Below are 26,702 nucleotides of genomic sequence, written 5' to 3' on the forward strand. Positions count from 1 at the left end.
CACTATTAAATGAAAAAAATACTTGCATTTTTAATGATTCTTGGTTTTGCATCTTCTAGTTGCGAACCAGATGATATTTGCGACCCGACTACTCCAACTACACCAAGGATGTTAATTCAGTTTTATGATATTAAGAGTCCTACTGTATTGAAAAATGTTGATGACCTAAAAGTAATAGGAGAAGGAATGACAGAAGGTGTTGTTTTGAATCCAACAGCAACTGGTGATGCCAAATATCTAGCTAATGGTAATAACATATTACTCCCATTAAATACAGAAGCAGATCATGTAAAATATAAGTTTATTCTAAATTATGGAAATAAAAACCCCTTAATCGTAAACGAAGATTATTTAGAGCTTAATTACACTCGAGTATCTAGTTATGTTTCAAGAGCGTGTGGATTTAAGACCACCTTTAATTTAGATGAAGAAAATACTTTTTTAGTAACCGATTCAACGACAGCCGATGAACTGTGGATACAATATGCAATAGCCACACAATACAACATAACATCTGAAAATGAAACAATCATTAAAATATACTTTTAGTTTTTTCTTTTTGTTGTCATTGTTTTTTGTTCAGGCACAAGAAAAAAATACCACAACAAGTACTCCTCCAGAAATAATAGTTAAGGGGTCTAATGGCACTAAAACAGAAAAGAGACCCGAAAAAAAAATCGAGGCTGCTGTCGATACTATAAAACCAAAAACAGATCGATATGGTTTGATTGTTGGTGTAGATGTCTTTAAAGTAGCCAGATCCTTTTATGATTCTGACTATAAAGGAATAGCTTTTGTTGGTGACTATCGACTAACAAAAAAATACTATGCTTATGGTGAAGTTGGTAGTGAAGAAGTTACTGTAGATGATCCTTTATTAAATACTACAACGAAGGGTGCCTATCTAAAAGTAGGTTTCAACTACAATGCTTACACCAACTGGTTGGATATGGAAAACCTTATTACAATTGGTGTTCGCTATGGTTTTAGTGCTTTTACTGAACAATTAAACAATTATTCTATCTATAATCCACATCCTTATTATGGACAAACATCAGGAATAGAATCAGGAAAATCATATGATGGTTTAACGGCTAGTTGGCTCGAAGTCTCTCCAGGAATTAATGTAAAAGTTTTTAATAATGTGTACGTTGGTTTTTCTCTACAATTAAAAGTATTGGTTACCAACTCTGAACCAAACGGATTTGAAAGTCTTTATATTCCGGGATTCAACAGAACTTATGATGGTAATTTTGGAGCTGGATTTAATTATACAGTCTCCTATTTTATTCCAATTTACAAGAAAAAAGTAATCCCAGCAAAACCAAAAACTGCTGCTAAAAAATAAACTTAACTAAGCATAAAAAAAGGAGTACAATTGATTTTATAAAGTCAATTGTACTCCTTTTTTAGTTTGTATCATTAAATTATCCTATTTCCTTAATCCCTTTTACAAATAACCAAGACATGAATAATTTTTCACCATCTTTGGTTTTAGCAGCTTGAAATTTTGGGGCTAAAAGAGTTCCAGCAATAAAGGCCGTCATTGGAATCCAAAATCCAGACAAATTGGTGTATTGTTCCACCAGATAACGAAATGCGACAAACAATATAGCAAAACAGCCTAGATTGTATAAAAATGCTCTTACTTGTAATTTTGACATTTTATTGTATTTAAATATGATTTCCCAAAATTAATTGAAAATCTAGTCAAACTTCAAATAAACATCATTTTTATTTCTACACTTCATTAGGATTTAAAATAAAAATCAATTCATTGTGCCATAACAATAATTAAAACTTATTTATTTTGTATTGATTTATGTACTAATTTTATATTTATCAAACATGATTTCATCATAATCAATTGATAAACAAAAGTAATCCAAAAAAAGCATAATAAACAAACCATTATAAGCCCATTACTATGAAAACTAAAATTCTAATTTTAACCTCGAGTCTCCTTTTCTTACTCAACAGTTGTGTCTCAGTAAAATTGGTACCCGATTATAGTGATGCAATAGAAAACAAAATTATTGAAACCCAAAAACAAAACGAAAAACTGTATTTAGAATTATTAGTTCTTCCTCAGGATCAGAGAACTTATGAAAACACTTCAAAAGAATATTTAGAAGTAGAAAGTAATATCAATTCTATATTATTTCAATATCAATCACGTGAAAGAAATGAAGATTTTGTAAAAATGGCCAAATTGCTAAAAGATAATTTCATTCAATACAAAAATGAACATAAAGACAAAAACACACTCAGTGATAGTGAAATAAGTTTATATATCGCTTACATCAACGGTTTTTGGCAACCGCTATTGACTGCAGAAAGAGCATTAAAAAATATTAAAAATTAATTATCATGAATTTAGACATTAACGAAATTTTAGCCGACATGCTCAATGCAATGAAAACTAGCATAAAAGACGATTGGGTAGTTGTAAAAAAATCAGCTAATAATTTTATACAAAGCAAAAAAGACCGACTCGAACTACTTGCAAATATGAGATTAAACGGAGAGATTAGTGAATCCTTTTTCGATAAAAGATTAACAGATGAAAAAGAAATATTAACCTCCGAATTACATTCAATTGCAATAGTCAATAAAGTAATGGCACAAAACGCGGCCAATGCAGCTATTAATGTACTAAACGATGTCATAACGAAAGCTTTAACAATATAGCTCCTTTAAATCATAAAAAAACCCGATAATTACTATTTTAATATAGCAATTATCGGGTTTTTATTTTTCAATGAAAAAACTAATTATTCCGTATCTACTTGAAACTTGGTTCTTTTACTACCTTCATACATTTCGTATTTCACTAATCTAGCTTCAATACTAGCATTGAAAAGCTTTATTTTTCTCGAAGGTTTCAAACCTACATATTTCAAAGCTTCTAAATTACCTGTAATGAACCATGCATTGGTACCTGGATAATTTTTCTTCAATGTATCACCAATATTTTTATAAAATTCTTCCATATGAATATCCAAACGTTCATCATAAGGCGGATTGAAAACTATATGTAATTTCCCTTGTGAGTTCTTTTCAGTATCAAAGAAGTTTTCTTCTGCAATTGTAATATACTCGGTTAAATTAGCATTCTTAACATTATCCTTAGCTTTTTGAACTGCAGACGGTGCTTTATCATATCCTTTTATAGAGTAATGAAATTCGCGAACGCGTTTCAATAAACTATTCTGAATATTATCAAACAATTCATTATCCCAGTCATTCCATTTCTCAAAAGCAAATTCTTTACGATTAATATTCGCAGGAATATTACAAGCAATCATAGCTGCTTCTACCAAGAAAGTTCCTGAACCACACATTGGATCTAAGAAATCAGTTTGTCCATCCCAACCCGAAAGAAGCAAAATTCCCGCTGCCAAAACTTCGTTTATAGGAGCAATATTAGTAGCAGTTCTATATCCACGTTGGTGCAATGAATTTCCAGAAGTATCCAATGAAACCGAAACTTGATCCTTATCGATATGAATATTAATTCTTAAATCTGGAAAAACTTTATCAATACTTGGGCGTTGTCCTGTTCTTTCTCTAAACTGATCGACAACGGCATCTTTACATTTTTGAGACACATATTCAGAGTGATTAAAATACTCCGAATGTACCGTTGTGTCAATTACAAAAGTTTGATTTGCATTGATATATTTAGACCAATTTGTCCCTCGAATTCCTTTGTATAAATCTTGTTCATTTCTGGCTTTAAAAAAATAAATTGGTTTTAAAATCTTCAAAGCTGTTCTCAAAGACAAGTTTGCTTTGTACATGAATCCTTTATCTCCTTTAAAACTAACCATTCTTACTCCCTGCTCCACATCCTGAGCCCCCAACATTGTTAACTCTTTCGCCAGTATTTCTTCAAAACCAAAAAAGGTTTTGGCAATCATCTTAAAATTATTTTCCATTTCTTTATAAATTCCAATTGTGAGTAATTAGCAGTGTTGTGCTAATTAATTTTTTATTTTATTTTCTTTGAGTTTCATTATACTTTTTACATTAGAAAATAAAACAAGTAACCCTAATAAAGGAGAAATCAGTACCGCCGACCAATAACCAAAATTATCATAAACAAATCCAATTGGCGCCCAAATTTCGGCATCTTCCAGACCGTTTTCAAAACCATTTAGTTCAGTAATTGTCCAAATTGATAATACTGCAAAGGCCAATAATCCAATATAAATTATTCTTTTATGATATTTTATCTTCTCGTCATTTAGAGTGTTTTCTTCAAAATCATTCATTTGCTGATTTTTTATAATTTATATATATCTGTTTTAAATAATTAAAACTTTTATATTCGAAATAGATTCAAATACAAACTAAAAATATTTCACAAACACATCAATTTCATTTTCAAAAAATATTCATATAAAACTAATTAATAAACTTCCAGTGATTAATAAACGATTTTTAAATTTCATTTATTTTCAGGTTCATTTTTTAAACAGATAGTACACAACACTAAATTTCAGGCAAAAATACACTAAATTTGCGGTACTTAAATTAATTGAAAAAGAATAAATGTCCGATTCCACAAATAACAAAACACAAAATCAGAATACTAATCCAGAAAATTGGTTTGCCTCTTGGTTTGACAGTCCCTATTATCATATCCTTTACAAAGAAAGAAACTATAGAGAAGCTCAATTGTTTATGGACAATCTAACCCATTACCTTAATCTTCCTGAGAAAGCTAAAGTATTGGATTTGGCCTGTGGTAAAGGACGACATTCCATATATTTAAATCAATTAGGTTTTGATGTTATTGGAGCCGATTTATCTGAAAATAGTATAACAGAAGCGCAAAAAAACAGTAATAAAACTTTGCATTTTCAAGTACATGATATGCGAGAAGTTTTTGAAGATAAGTTTGATGCTATTTTCAATTTATTCACCAGTTTTGGTTATTTTGAAAACGACGAGGATAATCTAACTACTTTAAAAGCTATCAAAGAAAGCTTAACCGAATATGGTTTTGCTGTAATTGATTTTATGAATGTTACCAATGTACTTAATACTTTGGTTCCCGAAGAAGTAAAAACAGTAGATTCAATTGACTTTCACATCAAACGTTACTTAAAGGACGGACATATTTACAAAGAAATTGATTTTGATGACCAAGGACACCATTATCATTTCACCGAAAAAGTAAAAGCACTTACACTGAAAGATTTTGAACAAATGATGGAAGAAGCTGGGATCTTTTTATTAGATATTTTTGGAGATTATAAATTAAAAAAATTCCACAAAACTGAAAGCGAAAGATTAATCATGATTTTTAAGTAGTTGAATCGGATACAAGTGTATTATTTAATAGTATCTAACTTTTAAACAAATTACCGATTTAAACTAATCAACAATTAAACGCATCAAGATAAAAAAATGAACTACCTCTTACCCTTATTCTCAGTACTGATAGGTTATATTTTGGCTTTGTTTTTAAAACCAAAAAGCAAGACTAATCTCAAACTACTACTTGCTTTTAGTGGTTCGTTTTTGCTATCGCTAACAGTAATGCATTTGTTACCGGAAGTTTACGAAAGCCATAATCCTAAGATTGGACTTTTTATTATGATCGGAATTTTGTTTCAGATTATATTAGAATTTTTCTCCAAAGGAGCAGAACATGGACATGTACACGGTCATGATAAAATGTACCACATGCCTTGGCTGTTATTCATCAGTCTTTGTATTCACGCTTTTTTAGAAGGTTTTCCAGTAGGGCATCATCATGATTTAGCATTAGGAATTGCTATACATCATTTTCCGATAGCCATAATTCTGACTATGTTTTTCATCAATTCTAAATTGAATAAAATAGCCATTTTTATCTTTATGACCACGTTTGCAGTGATGACTCCAATGGGAACACTAGTGTCTGATTTTTTTCCTGTACTAAATACATATTACCCTCAAATTACAGCAGTAGTTATTGGTATTTTATTTCATATTTCATCCACTATCATTTTTGAAAGTAGTGAAGGTCATAAATTTAATATTGCTAAAGTTTCGATGATTGTAATAGGAATTGTGTTGGCTTGTTTTTTATAAGCTTACCCTTTGTAGAACGTTTTGCTATGTTATAATTCAATCTCTTTTTGATTAGGGCGAGAAAATCGCCAAATCTAAAAAGTGTTCTACTACAATTCCTTACGCTGATCAAGTAGTAAAAAACTTCAACAGAATAAATCTAAGCAAAGAAACATGGCTTTCAAACATCTATTCAAAGCAAGACTAAATTGGACTTCCGTTCCAAAAGAAACAGCTCCCACCACAAAACAATATCTTAAAACCCATCAAATTGCTATTGAAGGAAAAGATATTTTAAACATTTCGGCTGCCAAAGCATTCAAAGGTGATCCTGGTTTATATAATCCCGAAGATTTATTATTGAGCAGTTTAGTTTCCTGTCACATGATGTCTTATTTATACGTTTGCTCTCAAAACGGCATTGATGTAATGTCTTATCAGGATGGTGCAGAAGCAACTCTCGAAGTTTTGGAGAATGGTTCCGGACGTATTATCGAAGTACGATTACATCCTAAAGTAGTTATTAAACAACAAGAAAAAATAGCCGAAGCCTTAAACTTGCATAAAAAAGCAAACGAACTTTGTTTTATCGCCAATTCTTGTAATTTTAAAATCGTTCATTATCCTACTTGTACGAATTAAAAACTACAGAATCCTTTCCTTCAATTCAAATTAGATTTACAGCCTTTGACTATTTTTAGTGTTGATGAACTAGAAGTTTAATTAGTAAACGCAACATTATTTCGTTTTAACAAACCTCTTTTTTTCTACAAATCTCTTATATTTACGGAATAGCTACTTTAGCTACCGTTTACAAAAACACCCAATAGTTATAAAATCCAAAAATGACAACATCTATCATTATATCAATATGTCTATTATTGATTCTAGCCTATATCTTCGATATAACTTCATCAAAAACAAAAATTCCCTCGGTTATATTATTACTTATTGTGGGTTGGGCGGTTAAACAAGCTACGAATGCTCTGGAAATAACAGTTCCAAATTTGACCTCAATCTTACCAGTCCTAGGAACAGTAGGACTAATCTTGATCGTTATGGAAGGCTCTTTAGAATTAGAATTAAACAAATCTAAGTTTCCATTTATCGGTAAAACGGCTCTGGTTGCTATTTTACCAATGCTACTTTTTAGTTTTGGACTGGCATTTGTTTTTCAATATTTTGGCAACATTTCATTTAAAGTTGGATTGGCCAATGCCATTCCACTAGCCGTAATTAGTAGTGCAATTGCTATTCCGAGTTCTCAAAATCTTATCTCAAAAAACAAAGAATTTATCACTTATGAAAGTAGCTTATCTGATATTTTTGGCGTAATTCTTTTCAATTTCATAACCCTCAACGACAATATTGGAGCGGCATCCATTGGTGAATTTATAGTAGAATTATTCATTATACTCGTAATAACATTTGTAGCAACATTAGGACTTGCCTTTTTATTAAGCAAAATAAAGCATCCTGTAAAATTCATTCCTATCATATTAAGCATCGTACTGATATACTCTGTTTCTAAAGTTTACCATTTGCCAGGTTTAATTTTCATCCTCCTTTTTGGGCTTTTTCTTGGAAACCTAGACGAACTTAAAAGCAATAAATTTATTCAAAAACTACAACCAAACCTTTTAAATAAAGAAGTACATAAATTCAAAGAATTAACTACTGAAATTGCTTTTTTAGTAAGAGCATTATTTTTTCTGTTATTTGGCTACTTAATCGAAACTCACGAATTATTAAACACCGAAACAATTGTTTGGGCAGTTGGAATTTGCGCAGCGATATTTGCATTACGATATATCTCTCTTAAAATATTCAAACTAAAAATCAAACCTCTTTTATTTATTGCTCCAAGAGGTTTGATTACCATTTTGCTATTTTTATCAATACCAGAAAATCAAGTAACCGATTTAGTCAATAATTCATTAGTTATTCAAGTCATAATACTATCTGCTTTAATAATGATGTTTGGACTTATGACCAATAAAGAAACTATTGACAATGATTTAGAATCCTAACAATTATAAAATCAGCAACTTATTTTTAGGAGCATAAACATCTGGCGTTTTTGTTATTAAAAACCCTTCCGAAGCAAACAATTACCTCACCGAAGACTATAATTCGGAGTCAGAAGCATGTTTGAAGTATACAGAAGACCGTTTACTCCTGCCAGAAGATAGTTTGCCACTGCCAGAAGATTGTTTTCCGCACCCAGAAGCTCGTTCGCCGCTGCCAGAAGCTCGTTTGCGGGCATTCTTATTCCTTCGGAGTCCCCGTTTTACAAGGAAAATCGTAGAAAATGATACAATAACCAAAATTTATCCTTTTCGAGCTAGTAACTATTAATTTCTATATTTGAAAATTAGATAATTAAATAATTTTCACTCAAAAACTTAGCTAATCAAAAACTTAGAACCTTAGTAACTTAGGTTACTACTAGTATTTTCTTTAAGTTTGTAATAGTAAATAAACCGTAACTTTTTTACGCATTTGAAACTCAAAAAACAATGACTTTTACCAAAACCACCGAACAATCATCAAAATACGAACAGCTCGAAAAAATGTCTGTTCGAGAACTAATAAGTAATATCAACCAAGAAGACCAAACCGTCCCTCTTGCTGTAGAAAAAGCACTACCACAAGTAGAAACATTAGTAACCGAAATAGTTGCCAAAATGAAACAAGGAGGTCGCCTATTCTACATTGGAGCAGGTACATCGGGTCGTTTAGGAATATTGGATGCATCAGAATGCCCTCCTACTTTTGGAGTTCCTTTTGATTTAGTCGTTGGAATCATTGCTGGTGGTGATACCGCCATTCGCAAAGCCGTAGAAAATGCCGAAGACAATGCAACTCAGGCATGGTTAGATTTACAAGCATTTAATGTAAACGAAAATGATGTTGTTGTAGGTATTGCAGCTTCGGGAACAACACCGTATGTTATTGGAGGTTTACAAACCTGTAACGAAAACAACATCAGTACAGGAAGTATTTCATGTAATGCTGGCAGCCCGCTTTCGCAAACAGCAAAATTCCCAATCGAAGTTATTGTAGGACCTGAATTTGTTACTGGTAGCTCTAGAATGAAAGCCGGAACAGCACAAAAACTAGTACTCAACATGATTACTACGGCTACAATGATTCAGCTGGGAAAAGTGAAGGGCAACAAAATGGTAGATATGCAATTGAGCAATAGTAAACTTGTGGACAGAGGCGTGAAAATGATTATGGGAGAAATTCCTGTAAGCTATGAAGAAGGATCCAAATTATTAAACACTCACGGAAGTGTTCGTAAAGCAGTTGATTTTTACAATAAACAATAAACCATGGCAAATAAAGATTTATTAGCAAAAGGAATTAAATACGTAACAGGAGCTTTACCATTGATGTTCATAGGGCCAACTGTAATTTACAATGCGTTTATGAACCAGCATACCAATTGGCATTACTTGGTTTTAGGAATCGGAATTATTGCTTGTTTGGCATCTATGTATTTGATGTTTGTGGGTTTAAAAATAATAATGAAAGGCATATTTAACGACTAATTTGTATCTTTACAAAAACTATAGATCATGGATATTCAAGCTGAAATAAATTGGATTCATCAAGAAATTGACAAAGTAAAAGACCCTTCTTTTATCGAAAAGATGAAACATCTTTTGCAATCCATAAATTCAAATAGAGAAGAAACTAATATTGATTATAATAATGATATTGATAATGCTTTAGAAAATATTAAAAACGGAAATTTTTATACCGATGAAGAAGCAATATCAATTTCGAAAACATGGGGAAGAAAATAATTTGGTCTCCAAATGCTTTAGGGCAATTAGAAGACATTCATTTTTATATTCTTTTTGAAAGTAAATCAATCCGAATTGCTGATAAAGTTGTAGAAACCATTTTTGAAAGCACTGAAATTCTAAAAACGCAACCCGAAATTTTTAAAATTGATAAACAAAAAATCAATAACGACGGAACTTTTAGAGTTTATATCGTTTATGACTATAGTATTTCTTATCAAATTACCCAAACTACAATTCAAATTCTCCGTGTGAGACATAATGCCCAAAAATTCAAAAAACTCCCATGGAAGACTTAATACACATTCAAAAAACATTTGAAAAAATCACTTATATCGGTAAGAAAATAAACAATCGTGAATTTGAAGATTGTGTTTTCAAAAACTGTGATTTCTCGAATAGTGATTTCTCAAACAATAGTTTTATGGATTGTGAATTCATAGAATGTAATTTATCGATGACCCAATTGGGAGGTTCTAGTCTAAAGACCGTTTCTTTCAAAAACAGCAAATTGATGGGGATTCAATTCCAGGCATGTCAGGACTTTTTATTCAATGTTCAATTTCAAGATTGTGTTTTGGATTATAGCTCATTTGCGAATAAAAAAATGCCAAAGACCAAATTCAATTCCTGTTCTCTAAAAGAAGTTACTTTTATTGGAACAAATTTGACTCAATCTGTTTTTGGAAATTGTAATTTGGATAATGCTATTTTTAATGACACCGTTTTGGCTGGAGTAGATTTTACAACAGCTTACAATTATAAAATAGATCCTGAATTTAATCCAATGAAAAAAGCTAAATTTTCCAATCAGGGAATTGCTGGGCTTTTGGATAAGTATGATATAAAAATTGAGTAATTATTTGAATTATCTTCTCTATATTGTAGCTACTTAAAATTTAACTCATGGAACTCCAAGAACAATTTTCACACATAACGGCACTCATATCAAAAGCAAAAGAGAGTGCTTACCATGCAGTAAACAAGGAATTGGTAACTCTCTATTGGCATGTAGGAGAATATGTAAGTCAACAAGTAGAAAAGAAAACTTGGGGTAAATCGGTAGTAAAAGAGTTATCTCTTTTTATTCAGCAGTCGGAACCTAATATTGTTGGTTTTTCTCCACAAAACATATGGAGAATGAAGCAATTTGTAGAAACTTATAAAAATTTACCAAAACTCGCAACACTGTCGAGAGAATTAAGCTGGTCACAAAACAGACTGATTTTACCGCTCAAAAGTTCTGAAGAACAAGAATTCTATTTACTTTTTTGTATCAAAGAAAAATGGTCTGTTAGAGAGCTTGAAAGACAAATCAATACATCTTGTTTTGAACGTGTAATGCTTGCAAATGAAAAACTCGCCACACTGTCGGGAGTTTTTCCAAAAGAAATAACAAATACTTTCAAAGACACGTATGTACTAGAATTACTTCAATTACCTGAAAGTCATTTAGAGAAAGATTTAAGAAAAGCAATTGCACAAAACATAACAAAATTTCTATTAGAATTTGGAAGAGATTTTGCATTTATGGGAGAAGAGTATCCCTTGCAAGTTGGCAGCCAGGATTTTGCAATTGACCTTTTGTTTTATAACCGAAATTTGAATTGTATGGTTGCCATAGAACTGAAAATAGAGAAATTCAAACCTGAACATTTGGGGCAACTTAATTTTTATCTCGAAGCACTAGACAGAGATATTCGCAAGCCACACGAACAACCTAGCATTGGTATATTACTATGCAATGGCAAAGATGATATTGTAGTCGAATATGCTTTAAACCGAACAATATCGCCCACATTAGTAGCTGATTACCAAACAAAACTTCCTAGTAAAGAACTATTACAGCGTAAATGGAAGGAGATTTTAGAGTCACTTTCTGATAATAATAACAAACAAAATTGAATAATTATGGAAGCTACTACCTCATATCTTGAAAGTGTAAAAAAACAATTTCTCTACTATAAAATGTTAGGAGAAAAAGCAATGGAACAATTGGAAGCAGAACAACTTTTTGTTGCTGTAAACGATGATACCAATAGCATTGCAGTTATTGTAAAACATCTTTCGGGAAATATGCTTTCCCGTTGGACAGATTTCTTAACCACCGATGGCGAAAAAGAAACACGAAATCGAGATGCAGAATTTGAAAATGATTTAGCAACAAAAGAACAAGTCTTAAACTCTTGGAATGAAGGATGGAATTGTTTTCTGGGAACATTAGAAACCTTGCAACCAGAGCAACTTTCGGAGATTATTTATATCAGGAATGAAGGACATACAGTTATTGAAGCCATCAACAGACAACTAGCTCATTATCCATACCACATCGGGCAAATTGTTTTTTATGCTAAACAATTAAAAAAAGACGAATGGAATAGCTTATCGATTCCTAAAAACAAATCGAACACTTATAACGACGCAAAATTTGCTCAAGAGAAAAGCATTAAAAACTTTACTGAAGAAGAATTTAGACGATTGAAATAAAAATAATGAGAGCCTAATAACCTAATTAGGCTCTCATTAAAAAAATAAAACATAGAAATGAGAAAAATTATCTTCCTACTACCAATACTATCCTTAATGTCGTGTTATGATGCGGAGCGCAACTGCAAAGACTTCAAAACCGGAAAATTTAAATTTGAGTATGAAATTGATGGCGTAAAAAAAACGACCGTTTTTGAGCGTAATGACAGCATTGAAATTGAGACTTTTGAAGGTAAAACGGATACCGCTACAATTCGCTGGATAAATGATTGCGAATATGTTTTACAAAAGAAACACCCGAAAAATAAGGCAGAAGAGAAGGCTATTGACATGAAAATTTTGACAACTACGAAAAATTCCTATACCTTTGAATTTGGAATGGTAGGAGCCGATTCTAGACAAAAAGGAACGGTAATTAAAATTTCAGAATAAAAAACACATAACACATAAAAAACATAACCCCTAACACTACAAAATGGAAGTATTTTTGAACCCTGATGCTTGGATTGCCTTATTAACATTGACTTTCTTGGAAATAGTCTTAGGTATTGACAACATCATTTTTATCTCTATTGCAACTGGAAAATTAGCGATAGAAGACCGTAAAAAAGCGACCAAATTGGGTATGTTTTTGGCTATGTTTATGAGGATTGCATTGTTGTTTGGAATTAATTTCTTAACCCAAATGAAGAAACCTTGGTTTACCATTGATTGGAGCTGGTTGCATGCAGGTGTTACAGGACAAAGTATCATTTTATTATTTGGTGGATTGTTCCTAATTTATAAAAGTACCAATGAGATTCGTGAGAAAGTTGATGAAAAAGGTCATGAAGAAAAGGAATTAGGTAAAGCTACTGCAAAATCTTTCCAGAGTGTAATTCTTCAAATTATAATGATTGATTTGGTTTTCTCTTTTGATAGTATTTTGACTGCTGTTGGAATGACTAATGGTGTTGAAGGTGCTTTGGTTATTATGATTACGGCTGTGATTATTTCGGTATTAATTATGATGCAATTTGCTGTTCCTGTTGGAAATTTTGTCAATAAACATCCTTCCATTCAAATATTAGGATTATCCTTTTTGATTTTAATTGGATTCATGTTATTGACTGAAAGTGCTCATTTGGCCAATGCTCTTGTTTTTGGAAGCCATGTAACTCCAGTTCCAAAAGGGTATTTATATTTTGCTATTTCATTCTCTTTATTTGTAGAAATAATTAATATGAGAGTTACTAAAAAGAAATAATATGCTTCCAAAAAACATAAAGAATGCCTTGATTATTGCCGTTGTAGTGGGAACTATATTAAACGCGATTAACAGTTATGATGTGTTTTGGGAAAGCAATTTTACATTTAGAAATGTTTTAAGAATCGTCTTGACCTATATAACTCCATTTTGTGTTTCTTTATATTCTTCAACATTAGCATCAAAATCATTCGAAAAAGCAAATACTAAAAACACAGTTACCGAAAAGTAGCTGTGTTTTTTTTATCGTAAATTTTAGTTTTTAAAAATATTATACAAATCCAATGAAAAATACCATTTCGCATAGAGTTGCCGATTTTCTTAAGGGCTTCCCTCCTTTTACTTTTTTAAATCAAAATGACATTGAATTACTTTCTGAACAAATTTCAATTATTTATAAAGAAAAAGACAGTGTTATTTTTGCCGAAAATGAAGAAACTCATGACTCCTTTTATGTCGTTCATAAAGGAGCAATAGCACTAAGAAAAGGTGTGAAGAATGATACTATTGACATGTGCGACGAAGGAGATATCTTTGGACTAAGACCTCTTATTGCAAATGAAAATTACAAAATGGAAGCTAGAGCCTATGAAGAAACCATTCTTTATGCCATTCCTATAGCTATTTTTCGACCTTATGCGCTACAGAATAAAGACGTTGGTAATTTTTTAATTCAAAGTTTCGCTTCAAACACAAGTAATCCTTATTCAGAAAGTTACAGAGGAAAGCTGTATGGGGAAACCCTGGCAGGAGACCTTTTGGATAACAATCCTCAAATATTAGATATTCAGCCTGTCAAATATTCGAAAAAAATTATTACTTGTTCATCTGCAACCTCTGCCAAAGAAATTGCTCAAATGATGACCAAAAAAAATGTAGGTGCAATACTTGTAGTTGAAGATAAACTTCCTATTGGTATTATTACAGATAAGGATTTACGAAATAAAATTGTTACTGGCGAATATCCTATTACTTCAGCAGCATCAGTAATAATGACAAGTCCTGTTATTACGTACCCTAAAAAACTGACTACGACACAGGCGCAAATGGCTATGATGAAAAGTAACATCAGCCATATATGTCTGACCAAAGATGGTACTCCAAATACCAAAGCAGTTGGTATTCTTTCCAAACATGACGTGATGGTATCACTGGGAAATAATCCTGCTGTATTGATAAAAGCTGTAAAAAGAGCAAAAAAATATAAGGAAATAAAACCTATACGTGCCAGTATTATGCAATTACTGCAAGGGTATTTAGATCAAAACATACCTATAACTTTGACATCAAAAATCATTACCGAGTTAAATGATGTTTGCATTCAGCAGGTTATTGCTATTGCTTTAAAAAAAATGACTACTCCTCCGCCTGCAAAATTTGCTTGGCTGGCAATGGGAAGTCAAGGTCGCAGTGAACAATTATTACAAACCGATCAAGATAATGCCTTAGTCTATGAAGATGTAGCAGAAGAATTAAAAGAAAAGACTAAAAAATACTTTTTAGATTTGGCTACTCATGTCAACAAAGGATTATTTGAAATTGGATATGACTATTGCCCCGCCGAGATGATGGCATCAAATCCTAAATGGTGTTTAAGTTTAGGTGAATGGAAAGACGTAGTGCACCATTGGATCACAAATACAGGAAAAGATGAAGTGCTTTTATCCTTTATATTTTTTGATTACAGCCTCTCTTATGGTGATAGCGAACTTGCTAATAAACTTTCCGATTTTATTCTAGAAGATATCAAAGCGAATCCCGTATTTTATCTTCATTTAGTGAGCGGAGCTTTACAAAGTCCATCACCTACAGGCTTTTTTAGACAATTTTTACTTGAACAAGATGGTGCTAACAAAGATTTCTTCGATATAAAAAGAAGAGCATTAATGCCATTGAGTGATGCAGCCAGGGTTTTAATTTTATCTCATGCAGTAAAATCAATCAGTAATACGCCCGAGCGTTTTGAAAAATTAGCCGAATTGGAACCTCAAAATAGAGAATTGTATCTATCTTGTGCTTATTCGTATAAAGCACTTTTAAAATTCAGAACAAAACAAGGTCTTCTTCACAATGATTCAGGGCAATATATAGCTTTGGAGCATCTTACCAAATTAGAAAAAATCAAGCTAAAGAGCACCTTTAAAACGATTAAAGAACTACAAGAAATTATCTCCATCCGCTTTAATGCATCAAACATATTGTAATGACGAACTTTTTTAAAGAATGGAAAACCAAACTATTTGATTTTTTAAAAATAACTAAAAAACCAATTGATGAAGCACTTTTACACAGTGTTGAAAGCACTCGCTTTGTCGTTTTAGATACTGAAACTACAGGCTTTGATTATGACAATGACCGAATGCTTTGCATAGGCGCAATTACCCTACAAGATGGTATCATTGCGATTCCTAACGCCTTTGAAATGTATATCCATCAGGAACATTATGATAAAAATAGTGTTCAAATTCACGGTATTCTAAAAGATTTGGTTATGAAAAAACCTTCAGAGTTAGAAGTCTTGCAAAAGTTTTTAGCCTTTTTAGGAGATTCGATTATCATAGCTCATCATACTATATTTGATATCACGATGATTAATCGTGCCTTGGAGCGAAATGAACTTCCGATATTAACAAACAAAACATTGGATACAGCTTTTCTCTATAAAAAGACACTGATTAGATCCAATTTATTAGAATATAAAGATCATTACGCTCTGGATGATCTCGCCGATAAATTTGATATTTCCAAAAAAGATCGTCATACCGCAATGGGTGATGCCTATATTACAGCTATCGCCTTCTTGAAAATCGTAAAAAAATTAAAAGAGAAAAAAAGAAAAGGTGAGTTTCTTCTAAAAGATCTATTTTATTATTAACCAAACTCTGCTCTATTTTTTTTTAGGAGCAGAAGCATTCAGGATTTCAATAACATGAGTCCTGCTCTTCGCTATATCTTTGCTTTTTTAAAGAAAAAAAGCAAAGGATGCCGCTGCGATCACGGCTAAAGATATAGATTTGGCATTTTAAAATCATCTACAATTAGAATCAAACTTAGAATTCTAATTTATCTTTAGTAATCTACAAAACAGCTTTTTTCTCATTATTACAAAAGAAAAATTATTTAGCGACTTATATATTTAGTTTTAGAACAAAAAAAGCATAGAAGCTAATTCCTAGAATTTCAAAATCCTAAAAAAATTTCAAAATCTACATTTTTTTGTAACTCGTTATATTTTTTATTCAAACAACCGATTGTGTAATTATAAATTATACCTTTACCGCAAAAAAAAACATTATTTATTACTGCATTAAAAAAAAAGTAGTTAATAAATTGTATATATAAAAATAAAAACTATTTTTGTGTAATCGATTACATTTAATTAAACTTGCGAAAATTAAACAAAAAACAGATGGATAATCAAAATATAGGAAAATACAGGTGGACAATATGTGGAATGCTTTTTTTTGCAACAACAATTAACTATCTTGATAGACAAGTACTATCTCTAACATGGAATGATTTTATTGCTCCCGAATTTCACTGGACAAATAATGACTACGGAAATATTACCGCCCTATTCTCTATTTTCTATGCAGTATCTTTATTGTTTGCTGGACGATTTGTTGATTGGATGGATACCAAAAAAGGCTTCCTGTGGGCAATTGGAATATGGTCAATAGGTGCTTGTTTGCATGCTTTTGCAGGAATTGCAACATCAGGAGTAATAACAGGAAATTGGTTTGTTGGTTTCGAAGGAGCTAAGGAAGCAATCCATAATGTAAGCGATACCGCTTTAGTAATTAACGTAAGTGTTACTTTGTTTATTTTTGCTCGTTTCGTCCTCGCAGTCGGTGAAGCAGGAAACTTTCCGGCTGCTATCAAAACAACAGCTGAGTACTTCCCTAAAAAAGACAGAGCATTTGCAACAAGTATTTTTAATGCTGGAGCAACAATTGGCGCATTAGCTGCACCGATTTCTATACCATTTATTGCAAAAGCTTTTGGATGGGAAATGGCCTTTATAATCATTGGAGCCTTAGGTTTTATATGGATGGGTTTCTGGATTTTTATTTATGACAAACCTGAAAGTCATTCTAAAGTTACAACAGCTGAGTTAGAATATATTCAACAAGACATACTTTCTGACAGCAAAATTGAAGGCTATGTACCTGAAACTACTACTAAAGTTTCACTTGTAGATTGCTTAAAATACAAACAAACATGGGCTTTTGCATTTGGTAAATTCATGACTGATGGTGTTTGGTGGTTTTTCTTATTCTGGACACCAGCGTATTTAAGTTCAGTATATGGAATGGATTCTACAGAAGCTGCTTTCCCCCTATTTGTTTTATACATGATTACTTTACTTTCAATCATTGGTGGCTGGTTACCAACCTACTTTGTTGAGAAAAAAGGCATGAATCCTTATGAAGGACGAATGAAATCAATGTTAATTTTTGCGTTTTTCCCATTAGTAGCACTTCTTGCACAACCTTTAGGACATATTTCATACTGGCTTCCAATTATTGTTATTGGTATTGCGTTAGCTGCACACCAAGCTTGGTCAGCAAACATTTTTACTAGTGTTGGAGATATGTTTCCTAAAAAAGCAATTGCAACCATTACTGGTATTGGTGGTTTAGCCGGAGGAGTTGGTTCAACTATCATTAATAAAGGATCTGGTGTTTTATTTGATTATAGCAAAAACACAGATATGGTTTTCATGGGGTTCAAAGGAATAGAAGCTGGATATTTTATCATTTTTTCCATTTGTTCTGTTTGCTATTTAATAGGATGGACTGTTATGAAATCATTAGTTCCTAAATACAGCCCGATTACTGATCTTTAAAAAACAAAACAACTCCTAATACTAACCTAACCAAATTAGTAATTATGAATCAAATCAATGCTATTTACAATAAAAAAAACTTAATGTATCCGCTAATCTAATTAAAAATAGCCTAAAATATATTGTTTATTAAAAATTTAAATTACTTTTGTGTAATCGATTACATTAAAAACTAAACCATGACAAAATATAGCTCTAGATATGCTTCAAGTCCAGAAGCCGTAAAACAATATGATACCAAACAATTGAGAGATGAATTCTTGATTGATGATTTAATGAAGGAAGACGAGATTACATTGACGTATTCACACTATGATCGTTATATTACTGGTTCGGCAGTTCCTGTCAAAGATTTAACCTTGGAAACTATTGATCCTCTAAAAGCTGGTTATTTTCTAGAGCGCAGAGAAATGGGAATCATAAATGTTGGCGGAAACGGTTCGGTTGTTGTTGAAGGAGTAACACATGAATTAGGTCTTAAAGATGCCCTTTATATTGGAAGCGGGAATAAAGAAGTCATTTTTAAAAGTGCTGATTCAAAAAATCCTGCTAAATTTTACATTAATTCAGCTCCTGCCCACACCACTTATCCAACTAAAAAAGTAAGTTTAGCAGAAGCTAATAAATTAGAATTAGGCACAATGGAAACTGCAAATCACCGTACGGTAAATCAAATGATCATTGGAGGTGTTGTTACTACTTGTCAATTACAAATGGGTATGACGGAATTAAGGCCTGGAAGTGTTTGGAACACAATGCCAGCTCACGTACATGATCGCAGAATGGAGGTTTATTTTTATTTGGATATTCCAGAAAACCAAGCTGTATGTCACTTTATGGGACAGCCACAGGAAACTAGACATATTTGGATGAATAATCATCAAGCGGTTATTTCTCCGCCATGGTCAATTCACTCTGGATCAGGCACTAGTAACTATACTTTTATATGGGGAATGGCAGGTGAAAACTTAGACTATGGAGATATGGATGTTTGTAAAATCACAGATTTAAGATAAGACAATGATAAATTCATTATTTGATGTAAATGGAAAAATTGCCCTAATTACAGGAAGTACACACGGACTGGGAATGGCAATGGCAAAAGGATTAGGTAACGCTGGGGCTACAATTGTTGTAAACGGTAACTCCTCACAACAAAAAATTGATGATGCCGTTAAGGAACTTCAAAATGAAGGTATCAATGCGGTTGGTTATAAATTTAATGTAACAAATGAGCAAGAGGTTAAAGATGCTATTCAAAACATTGAAAGTAAAGTTGGACCAATTGATATCCTAATTAATAATGCAGGAATCATTAAAAGAATTCCATTAATCGAAATGGAAGTTGCCGATTTTAAAGAAGTGATTGATATTGATTTGGTGAGTCCTTTCATCGTTTCCAAACATGTTGCAAAAGGAATGATTGAAAGAAGACAAGGTAAAATAATCAATATTTGTTCCATGATGAGTGAATTGGGCCGCAATACTGTAGGGGCCTATGCTGCTGCAAAAGGCGGTTTAAAAATGTTAACCAAAAACATGGCTACCGAATGGGCAAAATACAATATACAGATCAATGGAATTGGACCAGGCTATTTTGCTACTGAACAAACTAAACCTATCAGAGTTGATGGACATCCTTTTAATGATTTTATAATCAGTCGTACGCCAGCTGCAAAATGGGGAGATCCTAGTGATTTAGCAGGTGCAACCATATTTTTATCCTCAAAAGCAAGTGATTTTGTAAACGGTCACATCCTTTATGTAGATGGCGGAATCCTTGCAACAATTGGAAAACCTTCAAACGAATAATAATATTTTAATGAAATTATAATGAGTACAAATTTCATACATGACAATTTTTTATTAGAAAACAAATATGCTGAAGAATTATATCATAATTATTCTAAAAATCAGCCTATTATAGACTATCACAATCACTTAAATCCTCAGTTTATTGCCGAAGATAAAATTTTCGACAGTATTACCAATGCATGGATAAATGGAGACCACTACAAGTGGCGGGCTATGCGTACTTTAGGAATCAACGAACAATTTATCACAGGAAATGGTTCGGATAAAGATAAATTTATCAATTGGGCAAAAACAGTTCCATATACAATGCGTAATCCTTTGTATCATTGGACACATTTAGAATTGGCTCGTTATTTTGGTATTACTGAATTATTAAACGAAAAATCGGCAGAATCAATTTACGAACAAGTTTCTGCAAAAATCAATTCTCAGGAATACAGTACACGAAACTTACTTAAAAAAGTAAATGCTGAATTTGTATGTACTACTGAAGATCCGATTGACAACTTACAATATCACCAAAAATTAGCAAAAAGTGACTTTACTACAAAAGTAAGTACCGCTTTTAGACCTGATAAAGCTATTCTTATTTCGAATGATGGATACAATGCTTATATAGACACTTTAGCAGAAGTGGCGGGAGTTTCTATTAATTCGTATGCAGATTTATGTTCAGCATTAACAAACAGAATCGAATATTTTGACAAAAATGGCTGCAAATTATGTGATCATGGTTTGGATCAAATTTATTTTGAAAACTTTACTGAAAATCAGATAAATGTTATATTTAAAAGAAAAAGAGAAAATCAAGTCTTAACTAATGAAGAAACTTTAAAATTTCAAAGTGCCATCTTATTATTTTTATCCGAAACGTATCATAAATACGGATGGGTGCAACAATTTCACTTAGGAGCATTGAGAAATAATAATGCTCGTATGCATAGTATTTTAGGTCCAGATACCGGATGGGATTCTATTGGAGATTATCCACAAGCTCAAAAACTATCTGGTTTCTTGAATGCCTTGGATAGCAAAAATAAATTGACAAAAACAATCATTTATAATTTGAATCCTGCCGATAATGAAGTAATGGCTACCATGATTGGTAACTTTAACGACGGAAGTGTAAAAGGTAAAGTCCAATTTGGTTCTGGATGGTGGTTTTTAGACCAAAAAGACGGAATGACAAAACAATTGAATGCACTTTCAAACATGGGACTTATTAGCTGTTTTATTGGAATGTTGACAGATTCCAGAAGCTTTTTATCATTTCCAAGACATGAATATTTTAGACGTATTCTTTGTAACCTTTTAGGAGATGAAATCAAAAGAGGTGAACTTCCTAATGACATAGAATGGATAGGTAAAATGGTTTCAGACATTAGTTATAATAATGCCAAACAATATTTTAAATATTAATACAATGAATAAAGTAGTTTCATTCGGAGAAATAATGTTACGCCTTTCACCAGAAGGAAATTTACGTTTTGGTCAAGCCCAAGCGTTTGGAGCTACTTATGGTGGAGGTGAATTTAATGTTGCTGTTTCTTTAGAAAATTATGGTATAACCGCAGAATTTGTAACGCGATTACCAGAAAATGAGATTGGAACATGCGCGTTAAGAGAAATACGAAAAATGAACGTAGAATCCAAAAATATCATTTATGGAGGAGAACGTTTAGGGATTTATTTTCTTGAAAGAGGTGCTGGAACAAGAGGAAGTAACGTAGTTTACGACCGTTCACATAGCTCTATGGCGACTATCGAGAAAGGAAGTATCGATTGGGAAAATGTACTAAAAGATGCTAACTGGTTTCACTGGAGTGGAATCACAGCTGCAATATCTGAGAGCGCAGCCGAAGCTTGTTTAGAAGCTATTAAAGTTGCTCATAAATTAGGATTAACCATTTCATGTGATTTGAATTACAGATCCAAATTGTGGCAATATGGAAAAACTCCAAGTGAAGTTATGCCAGAAATGTTACAATACTGTAATGTAATTTTAGGAGATATTGATACGGCGCATTTCATGTTAGGAAAACCTAAAGTAAATCCAAACTATCAAGATGAGAAATCACTTCCGGTTTTGTATACAGCATTATTTGATTTAATTCCGAATTTAAAAACAGTAGCTACAACATTACGCTATTCGGTAAGTGCTTCGCACCAAAGAATTGGCGGAATATTATTTGATGGGGGAAAAATTCATCAAGCCGCTGTAAAAGAAGTTACCCCAGTAATTGATCGAGTTGGAAGTGGAGATGCCTTTATGGGAGGATTAATTTACGGTTTATTAGAATATCCTAATAATAACCAAAGAGCCTTAAACTTTGCTGTTGCTGCTTGTTGTTTAAAACATACCGTTGCCGGAGATTACAATTTGGCGACCTTAAAAGAAGTACAAAACATGGCAGATGGCGATTCTGCTGGATTAGTTTCTAGATAAAAACATAAAATAATTATGGCAAAATATACAAGAATTGAAGTTGCGGCAGTAATGAAAGAAACAGGTTTAGTTCCTTTATTCTATCATACTGATGTATCGTTAGCAAAAAAAGTACTAAAAGCATGTTATGATGGTGGCGCCCGATTAATGGAATTTACAAGCAGAGGAGATTTTGCTTTTGAAATTTTTGGAGAGCTTAATAAATATGCGATAAAAGAATTACCAGGAATGATTCTGGGAGTAGGATCTATAACAGATGCAGCAGCTGCTTCACTTTATATGCAAATGGGAGCCAATTTTATTGTTACTCCAGTTTTCAGAGAAGATATTGCTATTGTTTGTAACCGCAGAAAAGTATTATGGTCACCTGGTTGTGCATCACTCACAGAAATTGCTAAAGCTGAAGAATTGGGTTGTGAAATTGTAAAATTATTTCCGGGTGAAATCTATGGACCTCAATTCATAAAAGGAATAAAAGGACCATGCCCTTGGACAAGTATTATGCCTACAGGGGGTGTCACTACTGAAAAAGAAAATCTAAAAAGCTGGTTTGACGCTGGTGCAACATGTGTAGGCATTGGTTCTCAACTAATAACCAACGAAATATTGTTAAGCCGAGATTTGGATGTATTAGAAATTCAAGTCAGAAAAACTTTAGCTACCATTAAAGAGGTTAGGCAAAAATAAAACTAAAAAATAAGCGGCTTAAAAATAGTTAGATAAGAAGAATTTGGTCCCCAATCCTCATTAAAGGATCAAAAGCAACCATTCTAACAATAAATTCAGTCGCTTATTATTTAAAGAATAAAGTGTAGTTCGAAAAAGAAAAAAGAACCAAACAAATAATATAGTAAAAGGAAAAAATGAAAAATTTAAATAGAAAAAATTTAGGATTAGAGAAATTACAACCTATTAAAGTAATTCAATTTGGAGAAGGGAATTTCCTTAGAGCTTTTGTTGATTACGCTTTTCACACACTAAATAAAGAAGTAGATTTCAATGCTGGTATCGCAATCGTTCAACCATTGAAAGATGGTATGGTAAATATGATTAACGATCAAGATGGTCTTTACACTTTGTTTATGAACGGAATCAAAAAAGGTGAAAAAATTCAAGACATTGAGCTAATTACTAATATTGTAAAAGCAATAAATCCATATAGTGATTTTGCAGATTATTTAGCTTTAGCCAAAGAAGAGGCACTTCAATTTATTGTTTCAAATACTACTGAGGCTGGAATTGAATTTCTTGACAGCGACACACCAGATATGCAACCACCTGCTGCATTTCCAGCAAAGTTGACTGTTTTATTACATGAAAGATTCAAACATTTTAAAGGAGATGCTTCAAAAGGATTGACTATCATTCCTTGTGAATTGATTGATTACAACTCGGAGACTTTAAAAAAATGTATCTTACAATATTGTGATTTATGGAAGTTAGAAGATGCATTTAAAACATGGGTATCAGAAGCTTGTACGTATCACAGTACTTTGGTTGACAGAATTGTTCCAGGATATCCTAGAGCTGAAATTGAAGACTACAATAACAAATTAGATTATCAAGACAATTTAATTGTTGCTGCAGAACCATTCTTCCTTTGGGCTATTGAAGGCGGTGAGGCGCTAAAAGCAAAACTACCTTTCCACAAAACAAATTTGAATGTTAAGATTGTTGACGATATACGTCCTTTCAAAATGATAAAAGTTAGAATTTTGAACGGAGCTCATACAGCAATGGTTCCTATTTCATTATTATACGGTAACAAATTAGTAATGGAAACAGTTAACGGCGATTTTACTGGGAAATTTGTAAACAGTGTAATTAGCGAAATTAGCGGTACTCTTGATATGGATAAGAATGAAATTCAAGCGTATTCTGAAGAAGTAATGGACAGATTTAAAAATCCATTTATCAAACATGCACTTGCTGATATTGCTTTAAATTCTATCTCAAAATTCAAAGTTAGAGTTTTACCAAGTTTATTAGGACACTATAATGCAACTCAAAAACTACCTACTGCATTAACTTTTTCATTAGCTTGTTTAATCCAATTTTACAAAGGAACTTGGAACAATGAAGCATTACCAGTAAAAGATACTCCAGAATTAGTTGAAGCATTCAAAAATGCTTGGGAATTAGGATCTTTAGATTCAGTTGTAGCATCAGTTTTAGCTAATACCGAATTCTGGGGTGAAGATTTGACTAAAATCAAAGGTTTATCTGAAGCTTTAGTAACAGCTTTAAATGAGATTGAAACTAATGGAATTGAAAATGGCTTTGCAAATTTCAGTAAAACAGTTCTAGTTTAGAACTTCAAAAATTATTATCATGCAAAAGAAATTAATAAAAGTAAACCCAGCAGATAACGTAATTGTCGCTTTAACCGATTTGGTACAAAACGAACAAATTACATTTGAGGGAACTACCGTTATACCAACAACTGATGTTAAAGCAAAACATAAAATTGCAGAGAAAGATTTTGCAATTGGTGATGATATCATAATGTATGGAGTTTTAGTTGGAAAAGCTGCACTACCCGTAAAAAAAGGAGAAGTAGTTACCACCGAAAATGTAAAACATCAAAGTGAAAAAGTTTTCGGTAAAACCGGAAATTTAGGTTGGACTCCTCCAAATGTAGATCGCTGGAAAGACAAAACTTTCAACGGATATCACCGTACAGATGGACAAGTGGGTACCAAAAACGTTTGGTTGTTTTTTCCATTGGTTTTTTGTGAAAACAAAAATATCGAGAAACTGAAAGATATTTTCGAAAATGAATTACTACCTAAAAAAGAGGTTTCTTATAAAAATTTATTACGCTCTTTAATTGAAGAAAAAAGTGTTGAAGAAGTTGCAGATAAATCTCCAAATGAGAATCTTTTAGATAATATTGAAATAAAATTCATCAATCATCAAGGTGGTTGCGGTGGGATTCGACAAGATTCAGAGCTGTTAGCAAAACTGCTTGCAGGATACGTAAACAACCCGAACGTTGCAGGTGCAACAGTTTTAAGTTTGGGTTGCCAGAATTTGCAAATTGATATTTTTCAAAAGGCCTTGAAAACAATGAGCCCGAATAGTGATAAAGAAATTTTGATCTATGAGCAACAACAAATTGGAACTACCGACCAAATGTTTCAAATGGTGATTAAAGATTCTTATGAAGCTATTAAAAGAGCCAACCAAATTAAACGTAAACCTGCACCACTTTCAAAACTAAGCATTGGTTTAGAATGTGGCGGATCTGATGGTTTTTCTGGAATCTCGGCAAATCCTTCATTGGGAATTGTTTCAGATATTTTTGCAGCTTTGGGTGGGAAAACCATTTTGGCAGAGTTTCCAGAATTATGTGGGGTTGAACAAGAATTGATGAACCGATGTGTGGACGAAGAAAAAGCAGATAAGTTTTTGACTTTAATGAAAGCTTTTGAAAAATCTGTTGTGGATGCAGGTTCAGGTTTTGATATGAACCCATCTCCAGGGAATATTAAAGACGGATTAATTACTGATGCAATGAAATCTGCAGGTGCAGCCAAAAAAGGTGGAACTTCGCCTGTTGTAGATGTTTTAGATTATGGAGAATATATTTCAAAACCAGGTTTAAATCTTTTGAATACACCTGGGAATGATGCTGAATGTACTACAGGTTTAGTCGGCTCAGGAGCAACCGTGGTTTTATTTACAACAGGTTTAGGAAATCCAATGGGGAATCCGATTGCACCTGTGGTAAAAATTTCTTCAAACACAGCATTAATTAATAGAATGTCAGATATAATTGATGTAAATGCTGGAACTGTGATTACTGGTGAAAAAACCATTACTGAAGTAGGAGCAGAAATCGTAGATTATATTATAGAATTGGCGAGCGGAAACATAGAAACAAAAGCAGATCAGCTAAAACAAGATGTATTTATTCCTTGGAAAAGAGGAGTATCATTATAATATTGAAAATAGTTTTTTAGATTATTATTTGTT

31 protein-coding genes are annotated in these 26,702 nt (G+C 32.4%); 28 read left to right on the forward strand and 3 right to left on the reverse strand.

What is annotated here, in order from left to right:
- The first annotated feature begins 9 nt into the window (after positions 1–9).
- Both CLU82_RS02385 and CLU82_RS02390 read left to right on the forward strand, forming a co-directional pair.
- A complete protein-coding gene (locus CLU82_RS02385; RefSeq protein ID WP_100841581.1) occupies positions 10–549 on the forward strand; it encodes a DUF6452 family protein in 540 nt (179 codons plus the stop codon).
- Positions 521–1,348, forward strand: a complete 828-nt coding sequence (locus CLU82_RS02390; protein ID WP_100841582.1) for a DUF6048 family protein — start codon at positions 521–523, stop codon at positions 1,346–1,348. Before CLU82_RS02385 ends, CLU82_RS02390 begins: the two co-directional genes overlap by 29 nt.
- 79 nt (positions 1,349–1,427) lie before the next feature.
- Here the strand turns inward: CLU82_RS02390 and CLU82_RS02395 are convergent, their stop codons facing one another.
- A complete protein-coding gene (locus tag CLU82_RS02395) occupies positions 1,428–1,664 on the reverse strand; it encodes a hypothetical protein (protein ID WP_100841583.1) in 237 nt (78 codons plus the stop codon).
- A gap of 263 nt (positions 1,665–1,927) precedes the next feature.
- On the opposite strand from CLU82_RS02395, the gene CLU82_RS02400 reads away from it, so the two are divergent.
- Positions 1,928–2,365: a hypothetical protein gene (locus tag CLU82_RS02400; protein WP_157813309.1), complete on the forward strand. Its 438-nt coding sequence runs from the start codon at positions 1,928–1,930 to the stop codon at positions 2,363–2,365.
- 5 nt (positions 2,366–2,370) lie between these two features.
- Complete coding sequence (locus CLU82_RS02405) at positions 2,371–2,691, forward strand: hypothetical protein (RefSeq protein ID WP_100841585.1); 321 nt, start codon at positions 2,371–2,373, stop codon at positions 2,689–2,691.
- 83 nt (positions 2,692–2,774) lie between these two features.
- Here CLU82_RS02405 and CLU82_RS02410 read toward each other — a convergent pair whose 3' ends face one another.
- Both CLU82_RS02410 and CLU82_RS02415 read right to left on the reverse strand, forming a co-directional pair.
- On the reverse strand, positions 2,775–3,941 hold the full coding sequence (locus CLU82_RS02410; protein WP_100841586.1) for a class I SAM-dependent RNA methyltransferase: 1,167 nt from the start codon (positions 3,939–3,941) through the stop codon (positions 2,775–2,777).
- 45 nt (positions 3,942–3,986) lie between these two features.
- Entirely contained in the window at positions 3,987–4,277 is a 291-nt protein-coding gene (locus tag CLU82_RS02415; protein ID WP_100841587.1) for a hypothetical protein, read from the reverse strand.
- Between the two features lie 280 nt (positions 4,278–4,557).
- Between CLU82_RS02415 and CLU82_RS02420 the strand changes: the two genes are divergently transcribed.
- From CLU82_RS02420 to CLU82_RS02535, 24 genes are all read left to right on the forward strand, one after another.
- Positions 4,558–5,322 carry a bifunctional 2-polyprenyl-6-hydroxyphenol methylase/3-demethylubiquinol 3-O-methyltransferase UbiG gene (locus tag CLU82_RS02420; RefSeq protein ID WP_100841588.1) on the forward strand — a complete coding sequence of 255 codons (765 nt, stop codon included), beginning with the start codon at positions 4,558–4,560 and terminating at the stop codon, positions 5,320–5,322.
- A gap of 96 nt (positions 5,323–5,418) precedes the next feature.
- Complete coding sequence (locus tag CLU82_RS02425) at positions 5,419–6,087, forward strand: ZIP family metal transporter (RefSeq protein ID WP_100841589.1); 669 nt, start codon at positions 5,419–5,421, stop codon at positions 6,085–6,087.
- 153 nt (positions 6,088–6,240) lie between these two features.
- A complete protein-coding gene (locus CLU82_RS02430) occupies positions 6,241–6,708 on the forward strand; it encodes an OsmC family protein (RefSeq protein ID WP_100841590.1) in 468 nt (155 codons plus the stop codon).
- A 203-nt stretch (positions 6,709–6,911) separates the two neighbouring features.
- Positions 6,912–8,096: a sodium:proton antiporter gene (locus CLU82_RS02435; RefSeq protein ID WP_100841591.1), complete on the forward strand. Its 1,185-nt coding sequence runs from the start codon at positions 6,912–6,914 to the stop codon at positions 8,094–8,096.
- A gap of 489 nt (positions 8,097–8,585) precedes the next feature.
- A complete protein-coding gene (gene murQ, locus CLU82_RS02440; protein WP_100841592.1) occupies positions 8,586–9,401 on the forward strand; it encodes an N-acetylmuramic acid 6-phosphate etherase in 816 nt (271 codons plus the stop codon).
- Between the two features lie 3 nt (positions 9,402–9,404).
- Positions 9,405–9,623 (forward strand): DUF6095 family protein, encoded by a 219-nt coding sequence (locus tag CLU82_RS02445; protein WP_100841593.1) that lies wholly within the window; start codon positions 9,405–9,407, stop codon positions 9,621–9,623.
- Between the two features lie 27 nt (positions 9,624–9,650).
- Positions 9,651–9,881 (forward strand): hypothetical protein, encoded by a 231-nt coding sequence (locus tag CLU82_RS02450; protein ID WP_100841594.1) that lies wholly within the window; start codon positions 9,651–9,653, stop codon positions 9,879–9,881.
- Complete coding sequence (locus tag CLU82_RS02455) at positions 9,866–10,180, forward strand: type II toxin-antitoxin system RelE/ParE family toxin (RefSeq protein ID WP_100841595.1); 315 nt, start codon at positions 9,866–9,868, stop codon at positions 10,178–10,180. Before CLU82_RS02450 ends, CLU82_RS02455 begins: the two co-directional genes overlap by 16 nt.
- Positions 10,168–10,740: a pentapeptide repeat-containing protein gene (locus tag CLU82_RS02460; RefSeq protein WP_100841596.1), complete on the forward strand. Its 573-nt coding sequence runs from the start codon at positions 10,168–10,170 to the stop codon at positions 10,738–10,740. Before CLU82_RS02455 ends, CLU82_RS02460 begins: the two co-directional genes overlap by 13 nt.
- 47 nt (positions 10,741–10,787) lie before the next feature.
- On the forward strand, positions 10,788–11,786 hold the full coding sequence (locus CLU82_RS02465) for a YhcG family protein (protein ID WP_100841597.1): 999 nt from the start codon (positions 10,788–10,790) through the stop codon (positions 11,784–11,786).
- Between the two features lie 6 nt (positions 11,787–11,792).
- Positions 11,793–12,368, forward strand: a complete 576-nt coding sequence (locus tag CLU82_RS02470; protein WP_100841598.1) for a DUF1572 family protein — start codon at positions 11,793–11,795, stop codon at positions 12,366–12,368.
- A 57-nt stretch (positions 12,369–12,425) separates the two neighbouring features.
- Positions 12,426–12,800: a DNA topoisomerase IV gene (locus CLU82_RS02475; protein WP_100841599.1), complete on the forward strand. Its 375-nt coding sequence runs from the start codon at positions 12,426–12,428 to the stop codon at positions 12,798–12,800.
- Positions 12,801–12,843: 43 nt separating this feature from the next.
- Positions 12,844–13,614 carry a TerC family protein gene (locus tag CLU82_RS02480; protein ID WP_100841600.1) on the forward strand — a complete coding sequence of 257 codons (771 nt, stop codon included), beginning with the start codon at positions 12,844–12,846 and terminating at the stop codon, positions 13,612–13,614.
- A gap of 1 nt (position 13,615) precedes the next feature.
- Positions 13,616–13,846, forward strand: coding sequence for a nitrate/nitrite transporter NrtS (nrtS, locus tag CLU82_RS02485; RefSeq protein ID WP_100841601.1), 231 nt, complete (start codon positions 13,616–13,618; stop codon positions 13,844–13,846).
- Between the two features lie 52 nt (positions 13,847–13,898).
- The gene (locus CLU82_RS02490) at positions 13,899–15,818 is read left to right on the forward strand and encodes a DUF294 nucleotidyltransferase-like domain-containing protein (protein WP_100841602.1); all 1,920 of its coding nucleotides are present in this window, start codon (positions 13,899–13,901) and stop codon (positions 15,816–15,818) included.
- A complete protein-coding gene (locus CLU82_RS02495) occupies positions 15,818–16,489 on the forward strand; it encodes a PolC-type DNA polymerase III (RefSeq protein WP_100841603.1) in 672 nt (223 codons plus the stop codon). The genes CLU82_RS02490 and CLU82_RS02495 overlap by 1 nt, the downstream gene beginning before the upstream one ends.
- A gap of 534 nt (positions 16,490–17,023) precedes the next feature.
- Positions 17,024–18,463, forward strand: coding sequence for an MFS transporter (locus CLU82_RS02500; RefSeq protein ID WP_100844903.1), 1,440 nt, complete (start codon positions 17,024–17,026; stop codon positions 18,461–18,463).
- Positions 18,464–18,642: 179 nt separating this feature from the next.
- A complete protein-coding gene (gene kduI / locus CLU82_RS02505) occupies positions 18,643–19,479 on the forward strand; it encodes a 5-dehydro-4-deoxy-D-glucuronate isomerase (RefSeq protein WP_100841604.1) in 837 nt (278 codons plus the stop codon).
- Between the two features lie 4 nt (positions 19,480–19,483).
- Complete coding sequence (locus CLU82_RS02510; protein WP_198520179.1) at positions 19,484–20,275, forward strand: gluconate 5-dehydrogenase; 792 nt, start codon at positions 19,484–19,486, stop codon at positions 20,273–20,275.
- Positions 20,276–20,296: 21 nt separating this feature from the next.
- Positions 20,297–21,697, forward strand: a complete 1,401-nt coding sequence (gene uxaC, locus CLU82_RS02515; protein ID WP_100841605.1) for a glucuronate isomerase — start codon at positions 20,297–20,299, stop codon at positions 21,695–21,697.
- A 4-nt stretch (positions 21,698–21,701) separates the two neighbouring features.
- Entirely contained in the window at positions 21,702–22,724 is a 1,023-nt protein-coding gene (locus CLU82_RS02520; RefSeq protein ID WP_100844905.1) for a sugar kinase, read from the forward strand.
- 15 nt (positions 22,725–22,739) lie between these two features.
- A complete protein-coding gene (locus CLU82_RS02525) occupies positions 22,740–23,411 on the forward strand; it encodes a bifunctional 4-hydroxy-2-oxoglutarate aldolase/2-dehydro-3-deoxy-phosphogluconate aldolase (RefSeq protein ID WP_100841606.1) in 672 nt (223 codons plus the stop codon).
- A 176-nt stretch (positions 23,412–23,587) separates the two neighbouring features.
- Positions 23,588–25,036, forward strand: a complete 1,449-nt coding sequence (locus CLU82_RS02530) for a tagaturonate reductase (RefSeq protein ID WP_100841607.1) — start codon at positions 23,588–23,590, stop codon at positions 25,034–25,036.
- Between the two features lie 19 nt (positions 25,037–25,055).
- A complete protein-coding gene (locus CLU82_RS02535) occupies positions 25,056–26,669 on the forward strand; it encodes a UxaA family hydrolase (RefSeq protein ID WP_100841608.1) in 1,614 nt (537 codons plus the stop codon).
- The last annotated feature ends 33 nt before the right edge of the window (positions 26,670–26,702 follow it).

The sequence above is a fragment of the Flavobacterium sp. 5 genome (assembly GCF_002813295.1).
Classification (GTDB): domain Bacteria; phylum Bacteroidota; class Bacteroidia; order Flavobacteriales; family Flavobacteriaceae; genus Flavobacterium.